Here is a 19487-nt window from a genome sequence, read left to right as displayed (position 1 = left end):
GCGGCCGCCACGCAGCGCGACAACCGTTGTTTCACGCCAGATTGAGGATAGTGCCCCATGCCCATTCAGATCCTGCCGCCGCAGTTAGCCAACCAGATCGCCGCCGGTGAAGTGGTCGAGCGACCGGCGTCGGTCGTTAAGGAACTGGTGGAAAATAGCCTCGATGCTGGCGCCACGCGTATCGATATCGATATTGAAAAGGGCGGCGCGAAGCTGATTCGCATCCGTGACAACGGCTGCGGCATCAGCAAAGCGGAACTGGCGATGGCGCTCGCGCGTCACGCCACCAGTAAAATCACGTCGCTGGACGATCTGGAAGCGATCGTCAGCCTGGGCTTTCGCGGCGAGGCGCTGGCGAGCATCAGCTCCGTTTCGCGCCTGACGCTGACCTCGCGCACCGCTGAACAGCAGGAAGCCTGGCAGGCGTATGCCGAAGGGCGCGATATGACGGTGACGGTCAAACCCGCCGCGCATCCGCCTGGCACCACGCTGGAAGTGCTCGACCTCTTTTACAACACGCCTGCGCGCCGCAAGTTTATGCGCACCGAAAAGACCGAGTTCGCTCATATTGATGAGGTGGTGCGGCGTATTGCGCTGGCGCGTTTCGATATCGCCATTTCCCTGACCCATAACGGCAAGCTGGTGCGTCAGTACCGCGCCGCCGCGCAGGAAAGCCAACAGTTGCGGCGTCTGGGCGCTATCTGCGGCGCCACCTTTATGGATCATGCGCTGAAAATAGAATGGCAGCATGGCGATCTGGCGCTGCGCGGCTGGGTGGCCGATCCGGCTGGCGCGCGTCAGGTCAGCGAGCTGCAATACTGCTACGTAAACGGCCGCATGATGCGCGATAAGCTGATCAACCATGCTATTCGCCAGGCCTATCAGGAAAAGCTGGGCGGCGATCATCAGCCCGCCTATGTGCTTTATCTGCATATCGATCCGCATCAGGTCGATGTGAACGTGCATCCTGCTAAGCATGAGGTGCGTTTCCATCAGTCGCGGCTGGTGCATGATTTTATCTATCAAGGCGTGATCAGCGTGCTGCAAGAGAGCGGCGCGGAAAGCCTGCCGCTGACGACGGAGGCGGCGCCGCGCTGGCAGCCGGAAAACCGTCAGGCTGCGGGCGGCAATCACTTTTCCAGCCCGCCGCCGACGCCGGTCGAGCCGTCAGCGCCCGCTGAGACCTCGCCGCCACGTCAGCCCTCGGTCTCCGCCGCCGCGCCGCGCGCCGGTAATGGCGGCGGCGCAGGCGGTCGCGCCGCGGCGTCGTTGACAGGCTGGCCGCAGCAGCAGCCCGGTTATCAAAAACGCGAGGGCGCGCTTTATCAGCAGCTGCTGCAAACGCCGACGCCCGCAGAAAAAACGCCGTCGCGCGCGCAGGAGCCTGTCGCCGCGCCGCTGCGCGCCCATAGCCAGAGCCTGGGGCGGGTATTGACGGTGCTGCACGACAGCTACGCGGTGGTGGAGCGGGACGGCCAGCTGGCGCTGATCGCCTTAACCGTGGCGTCGCGCTGGTTGCGTCAGGCGCAGCTGGAACCGGGCGCCGAAGGGCTGAAGCCTCAGCCGTTGCTGATTCCGGTCAGGTTAAAGCTGGCCCAGGCGGAACGACAGGCAATGCAGCGGCACGATGAGCTGCTGCGCCTGTTGGGTATTGATTTGCAAAGCGATGGGCAGCATGTGACGCTACGCGCGGTGCCTTTACCATTGCGCCAACAAAATTTACAAAACTTGATTCCAGAACTGTTAGGCTATCTCGCCCGTCAGCAGGATATTTCCTCGACGCTGTTAGCCCAATGGCTGGCGCGTCAGGCTGAGGTAGAGCATACGCACTGGAATCATTCACAGGCGATAGCGCTGCTGGCGGATGTCGAACGGCTCTGTCCGGCGCTATTAAAATCGCCACCTCCGGGTTTATTACAACCGATCGACACAGAAAAGGCGTTAAACGCCCTGAAGCATGAGTGAAAGCAGAATGGCGGGCCGGCCTAAGGCGATTTTTTTGATGGGGCCGACGGCCTCCGGCAAAACGGCGTTGGCGATTTCGCTGCGCAAGCAGTTGCCGGTAGAGCTGATAAGCGTTGATTCAGCCCTGATTTATCGCGGCATGGATATTGGCACTGCCAAGCCATCCGCGGAGGAGCTGGCGCAGGCGCCCCATCGTCTGCTGGACATCCGCGATCCGTCGGAAGCCTACTCGGCGGCCGACTTTCGTCGCGATGCGTTAGCGGAAATGGCGGAGATTACCTCAAAAGGGCGAATTCCGTTGCTTGTTGGTGGAACCATGCTCTACTTCAAAGCGCTGCTGGAAGGATTGTCGCCGTTGCCCTCGGCCGATCCGGAGGTGCGCGAACGGATAGAGCAAACGGCGCGTGAACAGGGATGGGAAGCCCTGCACCGCCAATTATGTGAAATTGATCCCATTGCTGGCGCTCGTATTCATCCGAATGATCCCCAGAGACTCTCGCGGGCACTGGAAGTTTTTTTTATTTCGGGTAAAACTTTAACAGAACTGACGAAAACCGCGGGTGAGGCGTTGCCTTACGATGTCATTCAGTTCGCTATCGCTCCGGCGAGCCGTGAATTGTTGCATCAGCGTATTGCGTTGCGTTTTGAACAAATGCTGGCTTCAGGTTTTGAAGCCGAAGCGCGCGCGCTGTTTGCAAGGGGAGATTTGCATACGGATTTGCCTTCCATTCGTTGTGTCGGATATCGCCAGATGTGGTCCTACCTTGAAGGCGAGATTGATTACAACGAAATGGTTTATCGGGGAATTTGCGCGACCCGACAACTCGCCAAGCGCCAAATCACCTGGCTACGCGGCTGGCAGAATGTTCACTGGCTTGACAGCGAACATTCGGACCAGGCGCTTAACAAGGTATTACAGGTTCTTGGTGCGAACCTTGGGTGAATGTGTACAATTGATCCGTTATCGTGCGCAAATTTTTTTACGCAGTTTTTAGAGCCGCAGGGTTCTTAGTAATAAACAACAAGCATATAAGGAAAAGATAGAATGGCTAAGGGGCAATCTTTACAAGACCCGTTCCTGAACGCACTGCGTCGCGAGCGTGTTCCGGTTTCAATTTATTTGGTGAATGGTATCAAACTGCAAGGTCAGATTGAGTCTTTCGATCAGTTTGTCATTTTGTTGAAAAATACGGTCAGCCAGATGGTGTATAAGCACGCTATCTCTACCGTCGTTCCGTCCCGTGCAGTCTCCCACCATAGCAACAATGCAGGTGGCGGTAGCAACTATCATCACGGCGGCAATAATCAGGCAGCGCAATCGCAGCCGCAACAGCAAGACGGTGACAGCGCTGAGTAAGCCCTGTTATCGTACTGCCAAAACGGGGAAAGTATTAATGGCCTTCCCCGTTTTGGTCAATCAATTAGAGAGGTTTAAGCTTGTTTGACCGTTATGATGCCGGTGAGCAGGCCATACTGGTACACATCTGGTTCTCGCAAGACAAAGAGACAGAAGACCTGCAGGAATTCGAAACGCTGGTCTCTTCCTCAGGCGTCGAAGCGCTGCGCGTGATAACCGGTAGCCGCAAAGCGCCACATCCCAAATATTTTGTCGGTGAAGGTAAAGCTGTCGAGATCGCTGAAGCGGTGAAAGCCACCGGCGCTTCAGTCGTCATCTTTGACCATGCCTTGTCGCCGGCTCAGGAACGCAACCTTGAGCGTCTGTGCGAATGTCGTGTGATTGACCGTACCGGTCTGATCCTGGATATCTTCGCCCAGCGCGCCCGCACTCACGAAGGTAAATTGCAGGTAGAGCTGGCCCAGCTTCGCCATCTCGCCACGCGCCTTGTGCGCGGCTGGACCCACCTTGAACGTCAGAAAGGAGGCATCGGCCTGCGTGGACCGGGTGAAACCCAGCTGGAAACCGACCGTCGGTTGCTGCGTAATCGCATCAGCCAGATTTTGTCGCGTCTGGAGCGCGTGGAAAAACAGCGCGATCAGGGGCGACAGGCGCGCGCGAAGGCGGATATCCCCACGGTATCGCTGGTGGGCTACACCAACGCCGGCAAATCAACGCTGTTCAACAGCGTGACCTCCGCCGACGTCTATGCCGCCGATCAGCTGTTCGCCACCCTGGACCCGACGCTGCGCCGCATCGACGTTTCCGACGTCGGCGAAGTCGTGCTGGCCGATACCGTCGGCTTTATCCGTCATCTGCCGCACGACCTGGTAGCCGCTTTTAAAGCGACCCTACAGGAAACGCGTCAGGCGGCGCTGCTGCTGCATATCATCGATGCCGCCGATGTGCGCATGGATGAAAACATCGAGGCGGTGGAAACCGTTCTCGAAGAGATCGAAGCCGACGAAATTCCGATGCTGCAGGTGATGAATAAGATCGACATGCTTGACGGCTTTGAGCCGCGCATCGATCGCAACGATGAAAATCAACCGGTGCGCGTCTGGCTCTCAGCCCAAAGCGGTGCGGGTCTGCCGCTGCTGTTCCAGGCGCTGACCGAACGGCTTTCCGGCGAAATTGCGCAGTACGAGCTGCGTCTGCCGCCGGAGGCGGGACGCCTGCGCAGCCGATTTTATCAGCTGCAGGCCATTGAAAAAGAATGGAATGAAGAAGATGGCAGCGTAGGATTGATGATTCGCCTGCCGATTGTTGACTGGCGCCGCCTGTGCAAACAGGAGCCGACGCTGGTGGATTATATTGTTTGACTGATGTTGCCTGAAACGCGTATCCCGGCCTGGGATAACACCGCACACACAATAAATGGAGTATAAACATGGCGTGGAATCAGCCCGGTAATAACGGACAAGACCGCGACCCGTGGGGAAGCAGCAATAATCAAGGCGGCAACTCTGGGGAAACAAGGGAGGACGCGATCAGGGGCCTCCCGATCTCGATGATATCTTCCGTAAGCTGAGTAAAAAACTTGGCGGTCTGGGCGGTGGCGGCAAGGGCGGCGATAATTCACGCGGCTCAGGCAACGGCGGCAAGCTGGTAGGTATCGTGGCCGTCGCGGCCGTGGTTATCTGGGCGGCGAGCGGCTTTTACACCATTAAAGAGGCCGAGCGCGGCGTCGTAACGCGTTTTGGTCAGTTCAGCCATCTGGTTGAGCCGGGCCTGAACTGGAAACCGACCTTTATCGATCAGGTGCAGGCGGTTAACGTCGAGGCGGTGCGCGAACTGGCCGCGTCCGGCGTGATGCTGACCTCTGACGAAAATGTCGTGCGCGTCGAGATGAACGTGCAGTACCGCGTTACCGACCCGGAACGCTATCTGTTTGCGGTTACCAGCGCGGACGACAGCCTGCGTCAGGCGACAGACAGCGCGCTGCGCGGCGTGATTGGCCGCTCCAGCATGGATCGCATTCTTACCGAAGGCCGTACCGTGGTGCGTAGCGAAACGCAGCGCGAAATCGACGAAACCATTCGGCCCTACAACATGGGCATCACCGTGCTGGACGTCAACTTCCAGGCGGCGCGTCCGCCGGAAGAGGTAAAGGCGGCGTTTGACGACGCGATTGCCGCGCGTGAAAACCGCGAGCAATACGTCCGTGAGGCGGAAGCCTACGCCAATGAAGTGCAGCCGCGCGCTAACGGCCAGGCGCAGCGTATTCTGGAAGAGGCGCGGGCCTATAAAGCGCGCACCGTGCTGGAAGCGCAGGGTGAAGTGGCGCGTTTCGCGAAAATCCTGCCGGAATATAAAGCCGCGCCGGAAATCACTAAAGAGCGTCTCTATATCGAAACGATGGAGCGCGTGCTGAGCCATACCCGTAAAGTGTTGGTCAGCAACAGCAACAACAATCTGATGGTGCTGCCGCTGGATCAGCTGATGCGCGGTCAGGGTTCTTCCAGCTCAACCCGTAGCAGCCAGGAGAGCAGCAGCCTGATGCGCCTGCCGTCGACCTCTGTCAGCAACGATCGCGCCAGCAGCGGTTCGTCGTTCAGCCCGGACGACATTATGGATCAGCGTCGTGCCAACGCACTGCGCAACGACACCCAGCGCGAAGGGAGAGAGTAAACGATGCGTAAGCCATTAATCGTATTAATTATTGTTGTACTGGTGGTGCTGTACGCGTCATTGTTCGTGGTTCAGGAAGGCCAGCGCGGCATCGTGCTGCGTTTCGGCAAAGTTCTGCGTGACGATGAGAACAAGCCGCTGGTGTTTGCGCCGGGCCTGCACTTTAAAATTCCGTTCCTGGAATCCGTTAAAACGCTGGACGCCCGTATTCAGACCATGGATAACCAGGCCGATCGCTTTGTGACCAAAGAGAAAAAGGATCTGATCGTCGATTCTTATATCAAATGGCGCATCAGCGATTTCAGCCGTTACTATCTGGCTACCGGCGGCGGCGATGTTTCACAGGCGGAAGTGCTGCTGAAACGCAAGTTTAGCGACCGTTTGCGTTCTGAAATGGGCCGCCTCGACGTGAAAGATATCGTCACTGATTCACGCGGCCGCCTGACGACCGACGTGCGCGACGCGCTCAATACCGGCAGCGCCGGACGCGATGACGAAGTCCAGACGCCAGCGGCGGACGATGCGATTGCGCATGCTGCGGCACGCGTCGCGCGTGAAACCAAGACCGATGAACCGTCGATCAATCCGAACAGTATGGCGGCGCTGGGCATCGAAGTGGTGGATGTGCGCATCAAGCAGATTAATCTGCCGACCGAGGTTTCCGACGCTATCTACAACCGTATGCGCGCCGAACGTGAAGCGGTAGCGCGTAGTCAGCGTTCGCAAGGTCAGGAAGAAGCGGAAAAACTGCGCGCTCAGGCAGATTATCAGGTAACTCGCACGCTGGCGGAAGCACAGCGTCAGGGGCTGATCACCCGTGGTGAAGGCGATGCCGAAGCGGCGAAGCTGTTTGCCGACGCGTTCAGCCAGGATCCGGGCTTCTACGCCTTTATCCGCAGCCTGCGCGCCTATGAGAAAAGCTTCAGCGATAACCAGGACGTGATGGTGCTGAGCCCGGACAGCGATTTCTTCCGCTACATGAAATCGCCTTCCGCCTCCCCGGCACGTTAATCCTGCTAAAAAAGCCGACCTTGCGTCGGCTTTTTTATCCTGCTGTCATGTCGTAACAGAGCGCCCGCTCTGCTTAAGTACCATTTGTCCTTACGCTGTAAAAATCGTTTTCTATCGTTTCCTTACACAGAGGCTGGTATGCAAATCAACAATCTTCCTTTCGGCACTACGGACTGGCATAAAATCGTATCGGAAAAGCATTTGGGCGAGCGGGGATACGCGCTGTGGCGTACCCAACGCTTTAACGATATTCGCGTCAGGATCGTCGAATATTCCGCTGGTTATCTGGCCGATCACTGGTGCGATAAAGGGCATATTCTTTACTGCCTCGAAGGGGAGCTGCATACCGAGCTGGAAGATGGCCGCACCTTTATTTTAACGCCGGGCATGAGCTATCAGGTGGCGGACAACGCCGAAGCGCATCGCTCCTCTTCTCCCGGCGGCGCGAAGCTGTTTATCGTCGATTAAGGACTGCTGTCAGCGGCGTGATATATTCCGTCACGCTTTTTCCCGTCGCTTCCTTCAGCCTCATATTTACGGATTATCCGCCAGTGTGCATAATCGCCAGCTTCTTCGCGTTGATTATCGAGAAATAATGAAAACAACCATATGGATGGCGCTGGCGTTGGTATTGGTATTGGAAGGGCTGGGACCGATGCTGTGGCCGCGTCTCTGGCGTCGCATGATCGTCACCATGGCCCAGCTGCCGGATCGTCTGCTGCACCGCTTTGGCGGCGGGTTAGTGGTGGCTGGCGCGGTGATTTACTATATGTTGAGTGTGCACGGCGGCAGTTAATCCTATATCCAGGCGCAGCGCAAACAGGCGCTAAAACGGTAACCTGACGCAGGCCAAATCTCGATCAAAAAACTGCGCAATCGTATGCTAAAAGTGCTGAAAGTGGAAAATCATGGTGGTAGAATCCATTTTTAAGCAATCGGTGGTTTCAAGAAAATGGGTAAGAACGTTGTCGTACTGGGCACCCAATGGGGTGACGAAGGCAAAGGTAAGATTGTTGACCTTCTGACAGAGCGCGCTAAATACGTTGTGCGCTATCAAGGCGGCCACAATGCGGGTCATACGCTTGTCATCAACGGTGAAAAAACCGTTCTCCACTTAATTCCCTCTGGCATTCTGCGTGAAAACGTCACCAGCATCATCGGTAACGGCGTTGTGCTGTCTCCGGCTGCGCTGATGAAAGAGATGAAAGGTCTGGAAGAGCGTGGCGTCCCGGTACGTGAACGTCTGTTACTCTCTGAAGCCTGCCCGCTGATCTTGCAATATCACGTTGCGATGGATCTGGCGCGCGAGAAAGCGCGCGGCGCGAAGGCGATCGGCACCACCGGTCGCGGCATCGGCCCGGCTTACGAAGATAAAGTGGCCCGTCGCGGCCTGCGCGTGGGCGATCTTTTCAATAAAGAAACCTTCGCCGCCAAGCTGAAAGAGATCGTTGATTTTTACAACTTTCAGCTGGTGCATTACTACAAAGAAGAGGCGGTAGATTACGACACCGTACTGAAAGATGTCATGGATATCGCCGATATCCTGACCAGCATGGTAGTAGACGTGTCCGACCTGCTGGACAACGCGCGTAAGCGCGGCGATCTGATCATGTTCGAAGGCGCGCAGGGCACGCTGCTGGATATCGATCACGGCACCTATCCGTATGTGACCTCTTCCAACACCACCGCAGGCGGCGTAGCGACAGGATCCGGCATCGGTCCGCGCTATGTGGATTACGTGCTGGGCATTATCAAAGCGTACTCCACCCGCGTCGGCGCAGGTCCTTTCCCAACAGAACTGTTTGATGACGTTGGCGAATTCCTGTGTGAAAAAGGCAACGAGTTCGGCGCCACCACCGGCCGCCGTCGTCGCACCGGCTGGCTGGACGTGGTTGCGGTGCGCCGCGCGGTGCAGATTAACTCCCTGTCCGGCTTCTGCATGACGAAGCTGGACGTGCTGGATGGCCTGAAAGAGGTTAAAATCTGCGTGGGCTACCGTATGCCGGATGGCCGCGAAGTTACCACTACGCCGCTGGCCGCGGAAGGGTGGGAAGGCATCGAACCGATTTATGAAACCCTGCCAGGCTGGAGCGAAAGCACCTTTGGCGCGAAATCGGTTGACGCTCTGCCGCAGGCAGCGCGCGATTATATTAAGCGTGTTGAAGAACTGACGGGCGTGCCGGTTGATATTATCTCTACCGGCCCGGATCGCAGCGAAACCATGATCCTGCGTCATCCGTTTGACGCCTGATTGCGCGAAAGGCCGGACAGTGTCCGGCCTTTATCTTCTGTGTTACAGCAGGCGCTCCGCTCTTTATTCCCGCCCACTTTGCTTATCGCTTTTCCTGAAATCCGGCTTGCTTAAAAAAATGCCCTCAATTTAATGGGCTGGTTTATCATCATTAGATAATAATTATCCTAAGCGGATGAAATTCACCGGAAATTCACCGAGGTTATTGTGCAGTTGACGAGTTTTACCGATTTCGGCCTACGCGCCCTGATTTATATGGCGGCATTACCGGCCGGCCAGATGACGAACATCACCCAGGTTACTGACACCTACGGCGTGTCGCGCAATCATATGGTTAAAATTATTAACCAGCTGAGCCGTCTGGGCTATGTCGCCGCCGTACGGGGTAAAAACGGCGGCATTCGTTTGGGTAAACCCGCCTCGGAAATTGTTGTCGGACAGGTTGTACGTGAAATGGAGCCGCTGCAGCTGGTGAATTGTGATATCTGCGCTATTACGCCCGCCTGCCGTTTGCGACAGGCGCTGAACGCGGCGACAGAACAGTTCCTGCGGGAGCTGGATAATTATACGTTGGCCGACCTGGTGAGGGATAACCATCCGCTTTATAAAATTTTGCTGCCGGCGCCTGAGGCTTCAACGCTGGCCGGCTGCTGACAACGGAGGAACCGCTATGTCAAAAGACCCTTTTCAGGAAAGAGAAGCTGAAAAATACGAAAACCCGATTCCCAGTCGCGAGTTTATTCTCGCGCATTTAGAAAAACGTGAAAAACCGGCCAGCCGCGAAGATCTGGCGGCCGAAATGAATATCGAAGGCGAAGAGCAGCTGGAAGCGCTGCGTCGCCGTCTACGCGCCATGGAGCGCGACGGACAGCTGGTTTTTACCCGTCGCCAGTGCTACGTCCTGCCTGAACGTCTCGATTTGCTGCGCGGCAAGGTGATTGGCCACCGCGACGGCTACGGATTCCTGCGCGTTGAAGGACAGAAAGACGATTTCTACCTCTCCGCCGAGCAGATGAAATTCTGCATGCACGGCGACATTATTCTGGCTCAGCCGCAGGGCGCCGACCGTAAGGGACGCCGCGAGGCGCGCGTAGTGCGCGTGCTGGAGCCGCGCAACAGCCAGATCGTTGGCCGTTATTTCACCGAAGCCGGCGTCGGCTTTGTGGTGCCGGACGACAGTCGTCTGAGCTTCGATATTCTGATCCCGCCGGAAGAGATCATGAGTGCGCGTATGGGCTCCGTCGTGGTCGTCGAGCTGGTGCAGCGTTCAACGCGCCGCACCAAGGCGATCGGTAAGATTACCGAAGTGTTGGGCGACGATATGGGCACCGGCCTGGCGGTCGATATGGCGCTGCGTACCCATGAAATCCCACACGTCTGGCCAGCGGAAGTTGAATCTCAGGTCTCCACGCTGCGCGAAGAGGTGCCGGAAGAGGCGAAGCAGGGGCGCGTCGATTTGCGTCAGCTGCCGCTGGTCACCATCGATGGCGAAGATGCGCGCGACTTTGATGACGCCGTTTACTGCCAGAAAAAACGCGGCGGCGGCTGGCGCCTGTGGGTCGCCATCGCCGACGTCAGCTACTACGTGCGTCCCGGCACGCCGCTGGATAACGAAGCGCATAACCGCGGCACCTCGGTCTATTTCCCGTCGCAGGTGGTGCCGATGCTGCCTGAAGTGCTTTCCAACGGTCTCTGCTCGCTGAATCCGCAGGTCGATCGCCTCTGCATGGTGTGCGAAATGACCGTTTCGGCCAGCGGCAAGCTGACCGGCTATAAGCACTATGAAGCAGTGATGAACTCCCATGCGCGCCTGACCTACAATAAGGTGTGGGCGATTCTGCAGGGCAACCCGGAACTGCGCGAGCAATATGCGCCGCTGGTGAAGGATTTGGAAGAGCTGCACAGCATGTATCAGGTGCTGGAGAAAGCGCGTGAGCAGCGCGGCGGCATCTCGTTTGAAACCGAAGAAGCCAAATTCATCTTCAACGCTGAGCGCCGTATTGAGCGCGTAGAGCGTACGGTGCGTAACGATGCGCACAAGCTGATTGAAGAGTGTATGATTCTGGCGAACATCGCCTCGGCGCGCTTTGTTGAGAAGCATCAGGAGCCGGCGCTGTTCCGCGATCACGATCGTCCCAGCGACGACAGCATCAAAAGCTTCCGTTCCGTGCTGGCCGAGCTGGGCCTGTCGCTGCCGGGCGGCAATAAACCGCAGCCGTTGGATTATGCCGAGCTGCTGGAAACCATCGCCGATCGTCCCGATCACGAAATGCTGCAAACGATGCTGCTGCGTTCAATGAAGCAGGCGGTCTACGACCCGGAAAACCGTGGTCACTTTGGCCTGGCGCTGTCGTCCTATGCGCATTTTACCTCGCCGATCCGCCGCTATCCCGATCTGCTGCTGCATCGAGCGATCAAATATCTGCTGGCGCAGCAGGCGGGCACGCTGGAAGGCAACAGCACGCCGACCGGCGGTTTCCATTACGATATGCAGCAGATGCTGCAGCTGGGCCTGCACTGTTCAATGACCGAACGCCGCGCCGATGAAGCGACGCGCGACGTGGCGGACTGGCTGAAGTGCGACTTTATGCAGGATCAGGTCGGCAATACCTTTACCGGCATCATCGCCAGCGTTACCAGCTTCGGCTTCTTTGTGCGCCTGAACGATCTGTTTATCGACGGGCTGGTGCATGTCTCTACGCTGGACAACGACTACTACCGTTTCGACGCCGTCGGACAGCGTTTAATTGGCGAATCGGGCGGCCGCACCTATCGTCTTGGCGATACCGTTGAAGTGCGCGTGGAAGCGGTGCATATGGATGAGCGCAAAATCGATTTCGCCCTGATCTCCAGCCAGCGTCGTCCGCGCGGCGAAGGTAAAACCGAGCGTGAAAAGGCGAAAAAAGGCGGCGCCGGCGCCCATAACAAACGCCGTCGCGAGATGCGTAAAAACGCCAACTTCGAACCGAACGAAGCGTTCCGCGGCGAAGGAAAAAAAGCCGCTAAGCCGAAAAGCGAGAAAAAAGCGAAAAAACCTTCGGATAAAACCCGTAAAATCGCCGCCGCGACCAAAGCGAAGCGCGCAGCGAAGAAAAAAGAGGCATAGGCGGTAACACAGGCGAACCCTGTCGCGCCGCAGGCCAGAGGGCGGCAGGGCCGCCCGTAACCAGCATCGGATAAAACATGAGTGAAGTAATTTTCGGCATTCACGCCGTACAGGCGCTGCTAGAGCGCGACCCGCAACGTTTTCAGCAGGTCTGGATTTTGAAAGGCCGCGACGATCGTCGTTTACAGCCGCTGATCGCCGCGCTGGAAGCGCAGGGCATAGTTATTCAGGTCGCCACCCGCCAGTGGCTCGACAGCAAAGTTGAAGGCGCGGTGCATCAGGGTATCATCGCCCAGGTGAAGCCGGGCCGACACTATCAGGAAGGCGATCTGCCCGACCTGCTGGCCTCTATCGAATCGCCGCTGCTGCTGATTCTTGACGGGGTTACCGATCCCCATAACCTCGGCGCCTGTCTGCGCAGCGCCGATGCGGCGGGCGTGCACGCGGTGATCGTGCCGAAAGATCGCTCGGCGCAGCTTAACGCTACAGCGAAAAAGGTCGCCAGCGGCGCGGCGGAAAACGTACCGCTGATCCGCGTCACTAACCTGGCGCGCACTATGCGTCTGCTGCAGGAGTATCACGTCTGGATCGTCGGCACCGCCGGCGAAGCGACGCACGACCTGTGGGAGAGCAAAATGACCGGCCCGCTGGCGCTGGTGATGGGAGCGGAAGGCGAAGGGATGCGTCGTCTGACGCGCGAACACTGCGACGATCTGATTCGCCTGCCGATGGCGGGCAGCGTGTCGTCGCTGAACGTGTCCGTCGCGACCGGCATCTGTCTGTTTGAAGCGGTGCGTCAGCGTCGCGGCTAATTCTTCGGGGCGTGACCCACGCCCCGAAACGACACGCCATCACGGGCATCTTCCACGGGTTTCTGCATAATTAAACTACTGCAGGACAACCCGGAAGCCCGGCCTGGCCTTAAGCGGGGTTTCCGTATGGAGATCCCGTTATGCCTTTCACCCATACCGTTTTCAATCAGCCTTTTCCCCTCAGCAACAGCAACCTGTTTCTTTCCGATACGCCCCTGCGTGAAGCCGTGACGCGCTATGGCGCCTCGTGGGATCTGGATTTGTTGGCCTCGGTCGGACAGCAGCTCGGCAGCAGCGAATCGCTGGAGTTGGGACGGCTGGCGAACGCCTTTCCGCCTGAGCTGCTGCGCTACGACGCACGCGGCGAACGGCTGGACGATTTGCGCTTTCACCCCGCCTGGCATCTGTTGATGCAGGGGCTGTGCGCTAATCGCGTGCATAATCTGCCCTGGCAGGCGGACGCCCGGCCCGGCGCTTTCGTCGCCCGCGCCGCGCGCTTTATGCTGCACGGCCAGGTGGAATCCGGCACGCTCTGCCCGATCACCATGACCTTCGGCGCGACGCCATTGTTGCAGGCGAGCCTGCCGCCGCTGTTCGCCGACTGGCTGCCGCCGCTGCTTTCCGATCGTTACGACGCGCATTTACAGCCTGCGCCGCAAAAACGCGGCCTGCTGATCGGCATGGGCATGACGGAAAAGCAGGGCGGCACTGACGTTCTCAGCAACACCACGCGCGCCGAACCCACCGGCGCGCGCGGCAGCGGGGAAGCGTATCGTCTTACCGGCCATAAATGGTTCTTTTCCGTGCCGCAAAGCGATGCGCATCTGGTGCTGGCGCAGGCACCGGGCGGCATCAGCTGTTTCTTCCTGCCGCGTCTGCTGCCGGACGGCACGCGCAACACCGTGCGTATTGAACGACTCAAGGAGAAGCTGGGCAACCGCAGCAACGCCAGCAGCGAGGTCGAATTTGACGGCGCGCTCGGTTGGCTGCTGGGCGAAGAAGGGGAAGGGGTGCGCCAGATTTTAAAAATGGGCGGCTATACCCGTTTTGACTGCGCGCTGGGCAGCCATAGCCTGATGCGCCGCGCCTTTTCTGTCGCGCTTTTCCATGCGCATCAGCGTCAGGTGATGGGGAAAGCGCTGGTCGATCAGCCGCTGATGCGCCAGCTGCTTTGCCAGCAGGCGTTGCAGCTGGAGGGACAGACGGCGCTGTTGATGCGTCTCGCCCACGCCTGGTCGCAGCCGGAGGATGAGCAGCAGCGCGCCTGGGCGCGGCTGTTTACCCCGGCGGCAAAATTCGGTATCTGCAAAGAGGGCGCGCCGTTTGTCGCGCAGGCGATGGAGATCGTCGGCGGCATCGGTTACTGCGAAGAGAGCGAACTGCCCCGGCTTTACCGTGAAGCGCCGGTCAACAGCATTTGGGAAGGCGCCGGCAACGTGATGTGTCTGGATGTGCTGCGCGTCTTCAGAAAACAGCCTGCGCTGCCGGAGATGTTGGCCGCGCAGTTTGAAGCGGTAAAAGGGTTGAACCGTCATTTCGATCGGCGCTGGCGACAGTTGCAGCTGCGTCTGCGTAAACCGCAGGAGGCGCAGGCGCGCGACATCACCGCACAGCTGCTGCTGCTGGCGACCGCCCAGCTATTGTTGACCGAGCGGGAGCCGCCGCTGGCGGACGCATGGTGCCGTCACTATCTTGATGCGCGCGGCCCTTCTTTGATTAACGAAACGGTCAGCGAGCGTTTACTGCTGCGCGCTACCGGCGGCTGAAGCCGCTGGGCCATAGAGCACCGCTGAGGCGTACCACAGGCCGGGCATGACGGTTTCGGTGAGCGCGACAATTTGATAGTAGGCGGCGCCGGCGGCGTTCGCTTTGCGGGCAATTTCGCGCTGGGCGTCGTCCGGCGAGCCGCGTGAAGTGCTGGTGATGCTGCCTAGCCGCGGCAAACCGATGCTCTGACCGCGATTGATCTCCTGCGCCTGTTGGGTTGGCGGCGGCGGCGCCTCAGGCGTTGGACGCAGCGCGCTACAGCCGCTGAGCGTCAGGGTTAACAGCAGAAAAAAAAGCGTGCGCATAAGGGGTCCTCACAGTGGGGATCGTTAAAGTGTATGCGATCCCCACTGATTCGTTAGCCTTTCAGCGTGAAAACGCTAACCAGCTCGGTAAGATGATGCCCTTTCTTGCTCAGCTCATGGGCGGTATCTTCCGACTGCGCCACCAGTTCGGTGTTTTGATGCGTCGCCTGGCTAATCTGCGTCATGGCAATATTCACCTGGCCGATGCCGGCGGACTGCTCCTGCGATGCGATATTGATTTCACCCATCAGCGCTTTGACCTGTTCAATGCGCGTGACGATGTTTTCCATGGCGCTGCGGGTCTGCTCAGAAAGCATATGTCCCTGGTTTACGCTGTTGAGAGAATTGGCGATCAGCGAATCGATCTCTTTCGCCGCCTGCGCGCTGCGGCTTGCCAGCGCACGCACTTCGGCAGCCACGACCGCGAAGCCTTTACCATGCTCACCGGCGCGCGCCGCCTCTACCGCCGCGTTCAGCGCCAGAATGTTGGTCTGGAAGGCGATCGATTCAATCACGTGGGTAATATCGGCGATGCTCTGAGAGGAGACTTTAATCGCCGACATGGTATTGACCGAGTGGGCGACCTTCTCATCGCCCTGCTGTACGGCGGTCGCCGCTTCCGCTACCAGCTGCAGCGCCTGCGAGACGTTTGCCGCATTCTGATCCACCGTCGCGCCGAGCTGTTCCATGCTGGCAGAGGTTTCCTCCACGCTGCTGGCCTGGCGGGTGATCTGCTCGCTGATATTTTCGCTGCTTATGGCGATGGCGTCAGTGCCCTGGCTAATTTCCTGCGCGGCGGTGCGCACCTGCGAAACAATACGCGCGAGGCCGTCGCCGATGCCGTTGATGGCGGCGATCAGCTGGCCGATTTCGTCATTGCGGCGCGTTTGCAGCGTCGCCTGTAGATTGCCGTCCGCATACTGTTCCGCCAGATGGATTACCTGTTGTAGCGGGGTGCTGACCCAGCGACGGGTAATCACTACGAAGCTCAACGCAAACAGAATCACCAGGCCCAGTCCGAGCAGCAGGAAGGTGTTGCGCGCGGACGTAATCGGCGCCAGCAGGCTGTCTTTATCCACGTCGCCGAGGATAATCCAGTTCCAGCCGGGCAGGCGCTGCCAGGCGACAATGCGCGATTCGCCATCCAATACGGTTTCCAGCGTGCCGCTCTGCTGCGAGGTGAGCTGCTGCATCACGTCCGGCGTCCAGCGCGCCGTTTTGCCTTCTTCATGCGGATGGAACAGCCATTTGCCGCGCGTCTGATCCGGCGCGCCGCTCATTACCATAAAACGGCCGGTATCGCTGAAGGATTTATCCAGCACCTTATCGCGCATCAGGGCGACCTGTTTGCCGATCTCCACGCCGACGAACAGAATGCCGACCACCGTGCCGCTGGCATCGGTGACCGGCTGGTATTGCGTGATATAGCGTTTGCCGAACAGTGCGGCCAGGCCGCGGTAAGCTTCGCCTTTGTTCACCAGTGCGAACGCCGGGCTCTGGCGATCGAGACGGGTGCCCATCGCGCGCGCGCCGTCTTCTTTACGCAGCGAGGTGGCGACGCGAATATAGTCGTCGCCGTCGCGCACAAAAATCGTGGCGATCGCGCCGGTGCGTGCAAGAAAATCATCCACTACCTCTTCATCAAGGTTCAGCGTTTTTAAGCCGGCGCGTAGCGTCGGCGTGGAAAAATCGCCGACCGTAATACGCGCGCTTTCGTCGCGGCTGAAGGTTTTCGGCAGGAAGCTCTGGAACAGGTTGGTGTAGTTAGCTACTTCTTCGCTGAGCGTTGCGTTAAACATGCCGGCCATATCGGCGATGCCCGCCACCTGGTTTTCCATATTTTCCAGCGTTAACGCCTGAAGCTGTTTGGCTGCGTTATTGCTTAAAGCGAGCGTGAGGATGAGAAAAAGCACGGCCACGCTCAAGGAGGTCATTATCGATAGCTTGACGCCCAAACTGGCGCGGCTAAGTGAAAGACACTTCATGAGTTATTACCCTTAGGATTGTATTATGGGATCTCGTTAAACGGCCGAAACTGGCCAAGTTTTACCCTACAAACCGCAGGGGAAAGGAAACTTTTTTCACAGCGTTCATAAAGATGACGGGTAACGGCTTATAATCAAAGGCTATTTTTTCAACAGCAACGGAAAAAGGGCGAAGCGAAATGAACCTGGAAAATGCAACAGCAGAAGTGATGATTGAGCTCACTACGGAGCCGCTCGGCGGGATTGAATGCCTGCACGCCGCGCCCGCCGGAGAGCGTGACCGCGCGCTGCCGACGGTGATATTTTGGCATGGTTATCTCTCTTCTAAAGAGGTGTACGCCTGGGCCGCCGTCGCGCTGGCGCAGGCCGGTTTTCGTGTGATTATGCCGGACGCCGATGGCCATGGTTCGCGCTACGACGGCGATGACGCCCGACGCCTGACCCGCTTTTGGGAGATTCTGCTCAGCAATATCGATGAAACGGCACAGATAGAAAATGCGCTGCGGGCGCGCGGCTGGATCAAAGCGGGGCATTTCGGCGTGGCGGGCGCCTCAATGGGCGGCATGACCGCGCTGGGCGCGATGGCGCGTTATCCGCAGATCGACCGCGTCGCCTCGTTGATGGGCTCCGGCTATTTCATGTCGCTGAGCCAGACGCTGTTTCCGCCTTTTCAGGCACAGACGCCGGAACAGCAGAAGGCGTTGAGCCAGCGCCTTGCGCCGCTGGCGGACTACGATCCCAGCCGTCAGCTCGCCAGGCTGGGGGATCGTCCGCTGCTGCTGTGGCATGGCGAAGCGGACGAGCTCGTGCCGACGGCGGAAACGTTGCGCCTGAAGGCGGCCCTGCGCGATGCGCAGCTCGATAATCAGCTTACCTGGCTCACCGAAGCCAACGTCGGCCATAAAATTACGCCGCTGGCGCTGCGGTCTCTGGTTGATTTCTTCCAGTCATCCCTTTGATTAATCACCCTGTTTCCAGCAGGCTGACGCCTTTCCCGGTCAGCCTCGCCGCTAAATGCATTTTTAATGTGAATCCCGCTTGAGTTTCCCCCGTGGGCCAGTATGATTACGCGTCAATTTTTCAGCCGCATTAGCAGGCTGTGTCTCACAGCTGTTGAATGAGCCGCGCTGCAAAACCATGTTATCTGCGTTGTCAGGAAGTCCGTTTTCTGTCCTCACCGCCTTGCTAACACGCTTTTGTCGCCGCTTACGACAGCTGCGGGACACAGCCTATAACGTTCCTTGCTTCCATGGGCCGCGGCTGACCCTGACAGGAGGCTGAATAATCCGTAAGGAGCAAACTCGATGCGTCATTACGAAATCGTCTTTATGGTTCATCCTGACCAGAGCGAACAGGTTCCGGGCATGATCGAGCGCTACACTGGTGCCATCACTGGTGCAGAAGGCAAGATTCACCGTCTGGAAGACTGGGGCCGCCGTCAGCTGGCTTACCCGATCAACAAACTGCACAAAGCGCACTACGTTCTGATGAACGTTGAAGCGCCGCAGGAAGTCATCGATGAGCTGGAAACTAACTTCCGCTTCAACGACGCCGTTATCCGCAGCATGGTTATGCGTACCAAAAACGCCGTAACCGAAGCATCTCCGATGGTTAAAGCGAAAGACGAGCGCCGTGAGCGTCGTGAAGATTTCGCTAACGAAACCTCTGACGATGCAGATGCCGGGGATTCTGAAGAGTAATCGACCGTGACGGCGAACCGGCTGCGTTTGTCCGGCACTGTGTGCAGGACGCCGTTGCAAAAAGTAAGTCCGTCAGGGATTCCACACTGCCAGCTGGTGCTTGAGCATCGCTCGCAGCAGGAAGAGGCCGGATTCTTCCGGCAGGCCTGGTGTCGTATGCCCGTGATTATCAGCGGACAGGCGAATCAGGCGATTACTCAACATATAACGGTCGGCACGCAGGTAACCGTTGAAGGCTTTATTTGCAGCCACCAAGGGCGCAATGGCCTGAGTAAAATCGTGCTGCATGCCGAGCAGATTGAATTGATAGATTCTGGAGACTAGCCAAATGGCACGTTATTTCCGTCGTCGCAAGTTCTGCCGTTTCACCGCGGAAGGCGTTCAAGAGATCGACTACAAAGATATCGCTACGCTGAAAAACTACATCACTGAAAGCGGTAAGATTGTACCGAGCCGTATCACCGGTACTCGCGCTAAATACCAGCGTCAGCTGGCTCGTGCTATCAAGCGCGCGCGCTACCTGTCTTTGCTGCCGTACACTGATCGTCATCAGTAATC

General features: G+C 58.1%; 18 protein-coding genes and 1 pseudogene. 17 read left to right on the top strand and 2 right to left on the bottom strand.

All coding sequences use genetic code 11. The features are described from left to right. Positions 1-57: 57 nt before the first annotated feature. The 13 genes and pseudogenes from mutL (at position 58) to C2E16_RS18450 (ending at position 14938) form a co-directional block, all read left to right on the top strand. Complete coding sequence (gene mutL / locus C2E16_RS18510) at positions 58-1965, top strand: DNA mismatch repair endonuclease MutL (protein WP_104951598.1); 1908 nt, start codon at positions 58-60, stop codon at positions 1963-1965. Continuing rightward, positions 1958-2908, top strand: coding sequence for a tRNA (adenosine(37)-N6)-dimethylallyltransferase MiaA (gene miaA / locus C2E16_RS18505; RefSeq protein ID WP_104951597.1), 951 nt, complete (start codon positions 1958-1960; stop codon positions 2906-2908). Before mutL ends, miaA begins: the two co-directional genes overlap by 8 nt. Before the next feature lie 102 nt (positions 2909-3010). After that, complete coding sequence (gene hfq / locus C2E16_RS18500; RefSeq protein ID WP_038623882.1) at positions 3011-3322, top strand: RNA chaperone Hfq; 312 nt, start codon at positions 3011-3013, stop codon at positions 3320-3322. An 80-nt stretch (positions 3323-3402) separates the two neighbouring features. After that, a complete protein-coding gene (hflX, locus tag C2E16_RS18495) occupies positions 3403-4683 on the top strand; it encodes a ribosome rescue GTPase HflX (protein ID WP_084970353.1) in 1281 nt (426 codons plus the stop codon). A 68-nt stretch (positions 4684-4751) separates the two neighbouring features. Next, positions 4752-5992, top strand: a pseudogene (gene hflK / locus C2E16_RS18490) (FtsH protease activity modulator HflK). Positions 5993-5995: 3 nt separating this feature from the next. Further along, a complete protein-coding gene (gene hflC, locus C2E16_RS18485; protein WP_038623887.1) occupies positions 5996-7003 on the top strand; it encodes a protease modulator HflC in 1008 nt (335 codons plus the stop codon). Between the two features lie 138 nt (positions 7004-7141). Next, the gene (locus tag C2E16_RS18480; RefSeq protein WP_038623890.1) at positions 7142-7471 is read left to right on the top strand and encodes a DHCW motif cupin fold protein; all 330 of its coding nucleotides are present in this window, start codon (positions 7142-7144) and stop codon (positions 7469-7471) included. A gap of 127 nt (positions 7472-7598) precedes the next feature. Further along, entirely contained in the window at positions 7599-7799 is a 201-nt protein-coding gene (locus C2E16_RS18475) for a DUF2065 domain-containing protein (RefSeq protein ID WP_084970351.1), read from the top strand. Positions 7800-7955: 156 nt separating this feature from the next. Then, entirely contained in the window at positions 7956-9254 is a 1299-nt protein-coding gene (locus tag C2E16_RS18470) for an adenylosuccinate synthase (protein WP_084970350.1), read from the top strand. Between the two features lie 207 nt (positions 9255-9461). Further along, complete coding sequence (nsrR, locus tag C2E16_RS18465) at positions 9462-9908, top strand: nitric oxide-sensing transcriptional repressor NsrR (protein WP_038623896.1); 447 nt, start codon at positions 9462-9464, stop codon at positions 9906-9908. A gap of 16 nt (positions 9909-9924) precedes the next feature. Further along, positions 9925-12360 carry a ribonuclease R gene (gene rnr / locus C2E16_RS18460; protein WP_038623898.1) on the top strand — a complete coding sequence of 812 codons (2436 nt, stop codon included), beginning with the start codon at positions 9925-9927 and terminating at the stop codon, positions 12358-12360. 77 nt (positions 12361-12437) lie between these two features. Continuing rightward, positions 12438-13172, top strand: coding sequence for a 23S rRNA (guanosine(2251)-2'-O)-methyltransferase RlmB (gene rlmB, locus C2E16_RS18455; protein ID WP_038623900.1), 735 nt, complete (start codon positions 12438-12440; stop codon positions 13170-13172). 140 nt (positions 13173-13312) lie between these two features. Continuing rightward, complete coding sequence (locus tag C2E16_RS18450; RefSeq protein WP_084970349.1) at positions 13313-14938, top strand: isovaleryl-CoA dehydrogenase; 1626 nt, start codon at positions 13313-13315, stop codon at positions 14936-14938. Here C2E16_RS18450 and bsmA read toward each other — a convergent pair. Together bsmA and C2E16_RS18440 are read right to left on the bottom strand one after the other, a co-directional pair. Beyond that, positions 14912-15244: a biofilm peroxide resistance protein BsmA gene (bsmA, locus tag C2E16_RS18445; RefSeq protein ID WP_038623904.1), complete on the bottom strand. Its 333-nt coding sequence runs from the start codon at positions 15242-15244 to the stop codon at positions 14912-14914. The two genes, C2E16_RS18450 and bsmA, sit on opposite strands and share 27 nt — an antisense overlap. A 53-nt stretch (positions 15245-15297) precedes the next feature. Then, positions 15298-17229 (bottom strand): methyl-accepting chemotaxis protein, encoded by a 1932-nt coding sequence (locus C2E16_RS18440; protein WP_038623906.1) that lies wholly within the window; start codon positions 17227-17229, stop codon positions 15298-15300. Positions 17230-17438: 209 nt separating this feature from the next. Here C2E16_RS18440 and yjfP point away from each other — a divergent pair, with 209 nt between their 5' ends. The 4 genes from yjfP to rpsR all read left to right on the top strand — a co-directional run bounded on the left by yjfP (position 17439) and on the right by rpsR (position 19485). Beyond that, on the top strand, positions 17439-18188 hold the full coding sequence (gene yjfP, locus C2E16_RS18435; protein ID WP_038629858.1) for an esterase: 750 nt from the start codon (positions 17439-17441) through the stop codon (positions 18186-18188). Between the two features lie 345 nt (positions 18189-18533). Continuing rightward, positions 18534-18929, top strand: a complete 396-nt coding sequence (gene rpsF / locus C2E16_RS18430; protein WP_038623908.1) for a 30S ribosomal protein S6 — start codon at positions 18534-18536, stop codon at positions 18927-18929. 6 nt (positions 18930-18935) lie between these two features. Further along, positions 18936-19253: a primosomal replication protein N gene (priB, locus tag C2E16_RS18425; protein WP_038623910.1), complete on the top strand. Its 318-nt coding sequence runs from the start codon at positions 18936-18938 to the stop codon at positions 19251-19253. A 4-nt stretch (positions 19254-19257) separates the two neighbouring features. Further along, positions 19258-19485, top strand: coding sequence for a 30S ribosomal protein S18 (gene rpsR / locus C2E16_RS18420; RefSeq protein WP_000135199.1), 228 nt, complete (start codon positions 19258-19260; stop codon positions 19483-19485). The last annotated feature ends 2 nt before the right edge of the window (positions 19486-19487 follow it).

The sequence above is a fragment of the Mixta calida genome, from assembly GCF_002953215.1.
GTDB lineage: Bacteria > Pseudomonadota > Gammaproteobacteria > Enterobacterales > Enterobacteriaceae > Mixta > Mixta calida.
This window is presented reverse-complemented; position numbering and strand designations above follow the sequence as displayed.

Bases quoted from the DNA above. Each gene is read 5' to 3' on its own strand.
- mutL (WP_104951598.1), top strand. From the start codon at position 58: ATGCCCATTCAGATCCTGCCGCCGCAGTTAGCCAACCAGATCGCCGCC.
- miaA (WP_104951597.1), top strand. From the start codon at position 1,958: ATGAGTGAAAGCAGAATGGCGGGCCGGCCTAAGGCGATTTTTTTGATG.
- hfq (WP_038623882.1), top strand. From the start codon at position 3,011: ATGGCTAAGGGGCAATCTTTACAAGACCCGTTCCTGAACGCACTGCGT.
- hflC (WP_038623887.1), top strand. From the start codon at position 5,996: ATGCGTAAGCCATTAATCGTATTAATTATTGTTGTACTGGTGGTGCTG.
- C2E16_RS18480 (WP_038623890.1), top strand. From the start codon at position 7,142: ATGCAAATCAACAATCTTCCTTTCGGCACTACGGACTGGCATAAAATC.
- C2E16_RS18475 (WP_084970351.1), top strand. From the start codon at position 7,599: ATGAAAACAACCATATGGATGGCGCTGGCGTTGGTATTGGTATTGGAA.
- C2E16_RS18470 (WP_084970350.1), top strand. From the start codon at position 7,956: ATGGGTAAGAACGTTGTCGTACTGGGCACCCAATGGGGTGACGAAGGC.
- rnr (WP_038623898.1), top strand. From the start codon at position 9,925: ATGTCAAAAGACCCTTTTCAGGAAAGAGAAGCTGAAAAATACGAAAAC.
- rlmB (WP_038623900.1), top strand. From the start codon at position 12,438: ATGAGTGAAGTAATTTTCGGCATTCACGCCGTACAGGCGCTGCTAGAG.
- C2E16_RS18450 (WP_084970349.1), top strand. From the start codon at position 13,313: ATGCCTTTCACCCATACCGTTTTCAATCAGCCTTTTCCCCTCAGCAAC.
- bsmA (WP_038623904.1), bottom strand. From the start codon at position 15,244: ATGCGCACGCTTTTTTTTCTGCTGTTAACCCTGACGCTCAGCGGCTGT.
- C2E16_RS18440 (WP_038623906.1), bottom strand. From the start codon at position 17,229: ATGAAGTGTCTTTCACTTAGCCGCGCCAGTTTGGGCGTCAAGCTATCG.
- yjfP (WP_038629858.1), top strand. From the start codon at position 17,439: ATGATTGAGCTCACTACGGAGCCGCTCGGCGGGATTGAATGCCTGCAC.
- rpsF (WP_038623908.1), top strand. From the start codon at position 18,534: ATGCGTCATTACGAAATCGTCTTTATGGTTCATCCTGACCAGAGCGAA.
- rpsR (WP_000135199.1), top strand. From the start codon at position 19,258: ATGGCACGTTATTTCCGTCGTCGCAAGTTCTGCCGTTTCACCGCGGAA.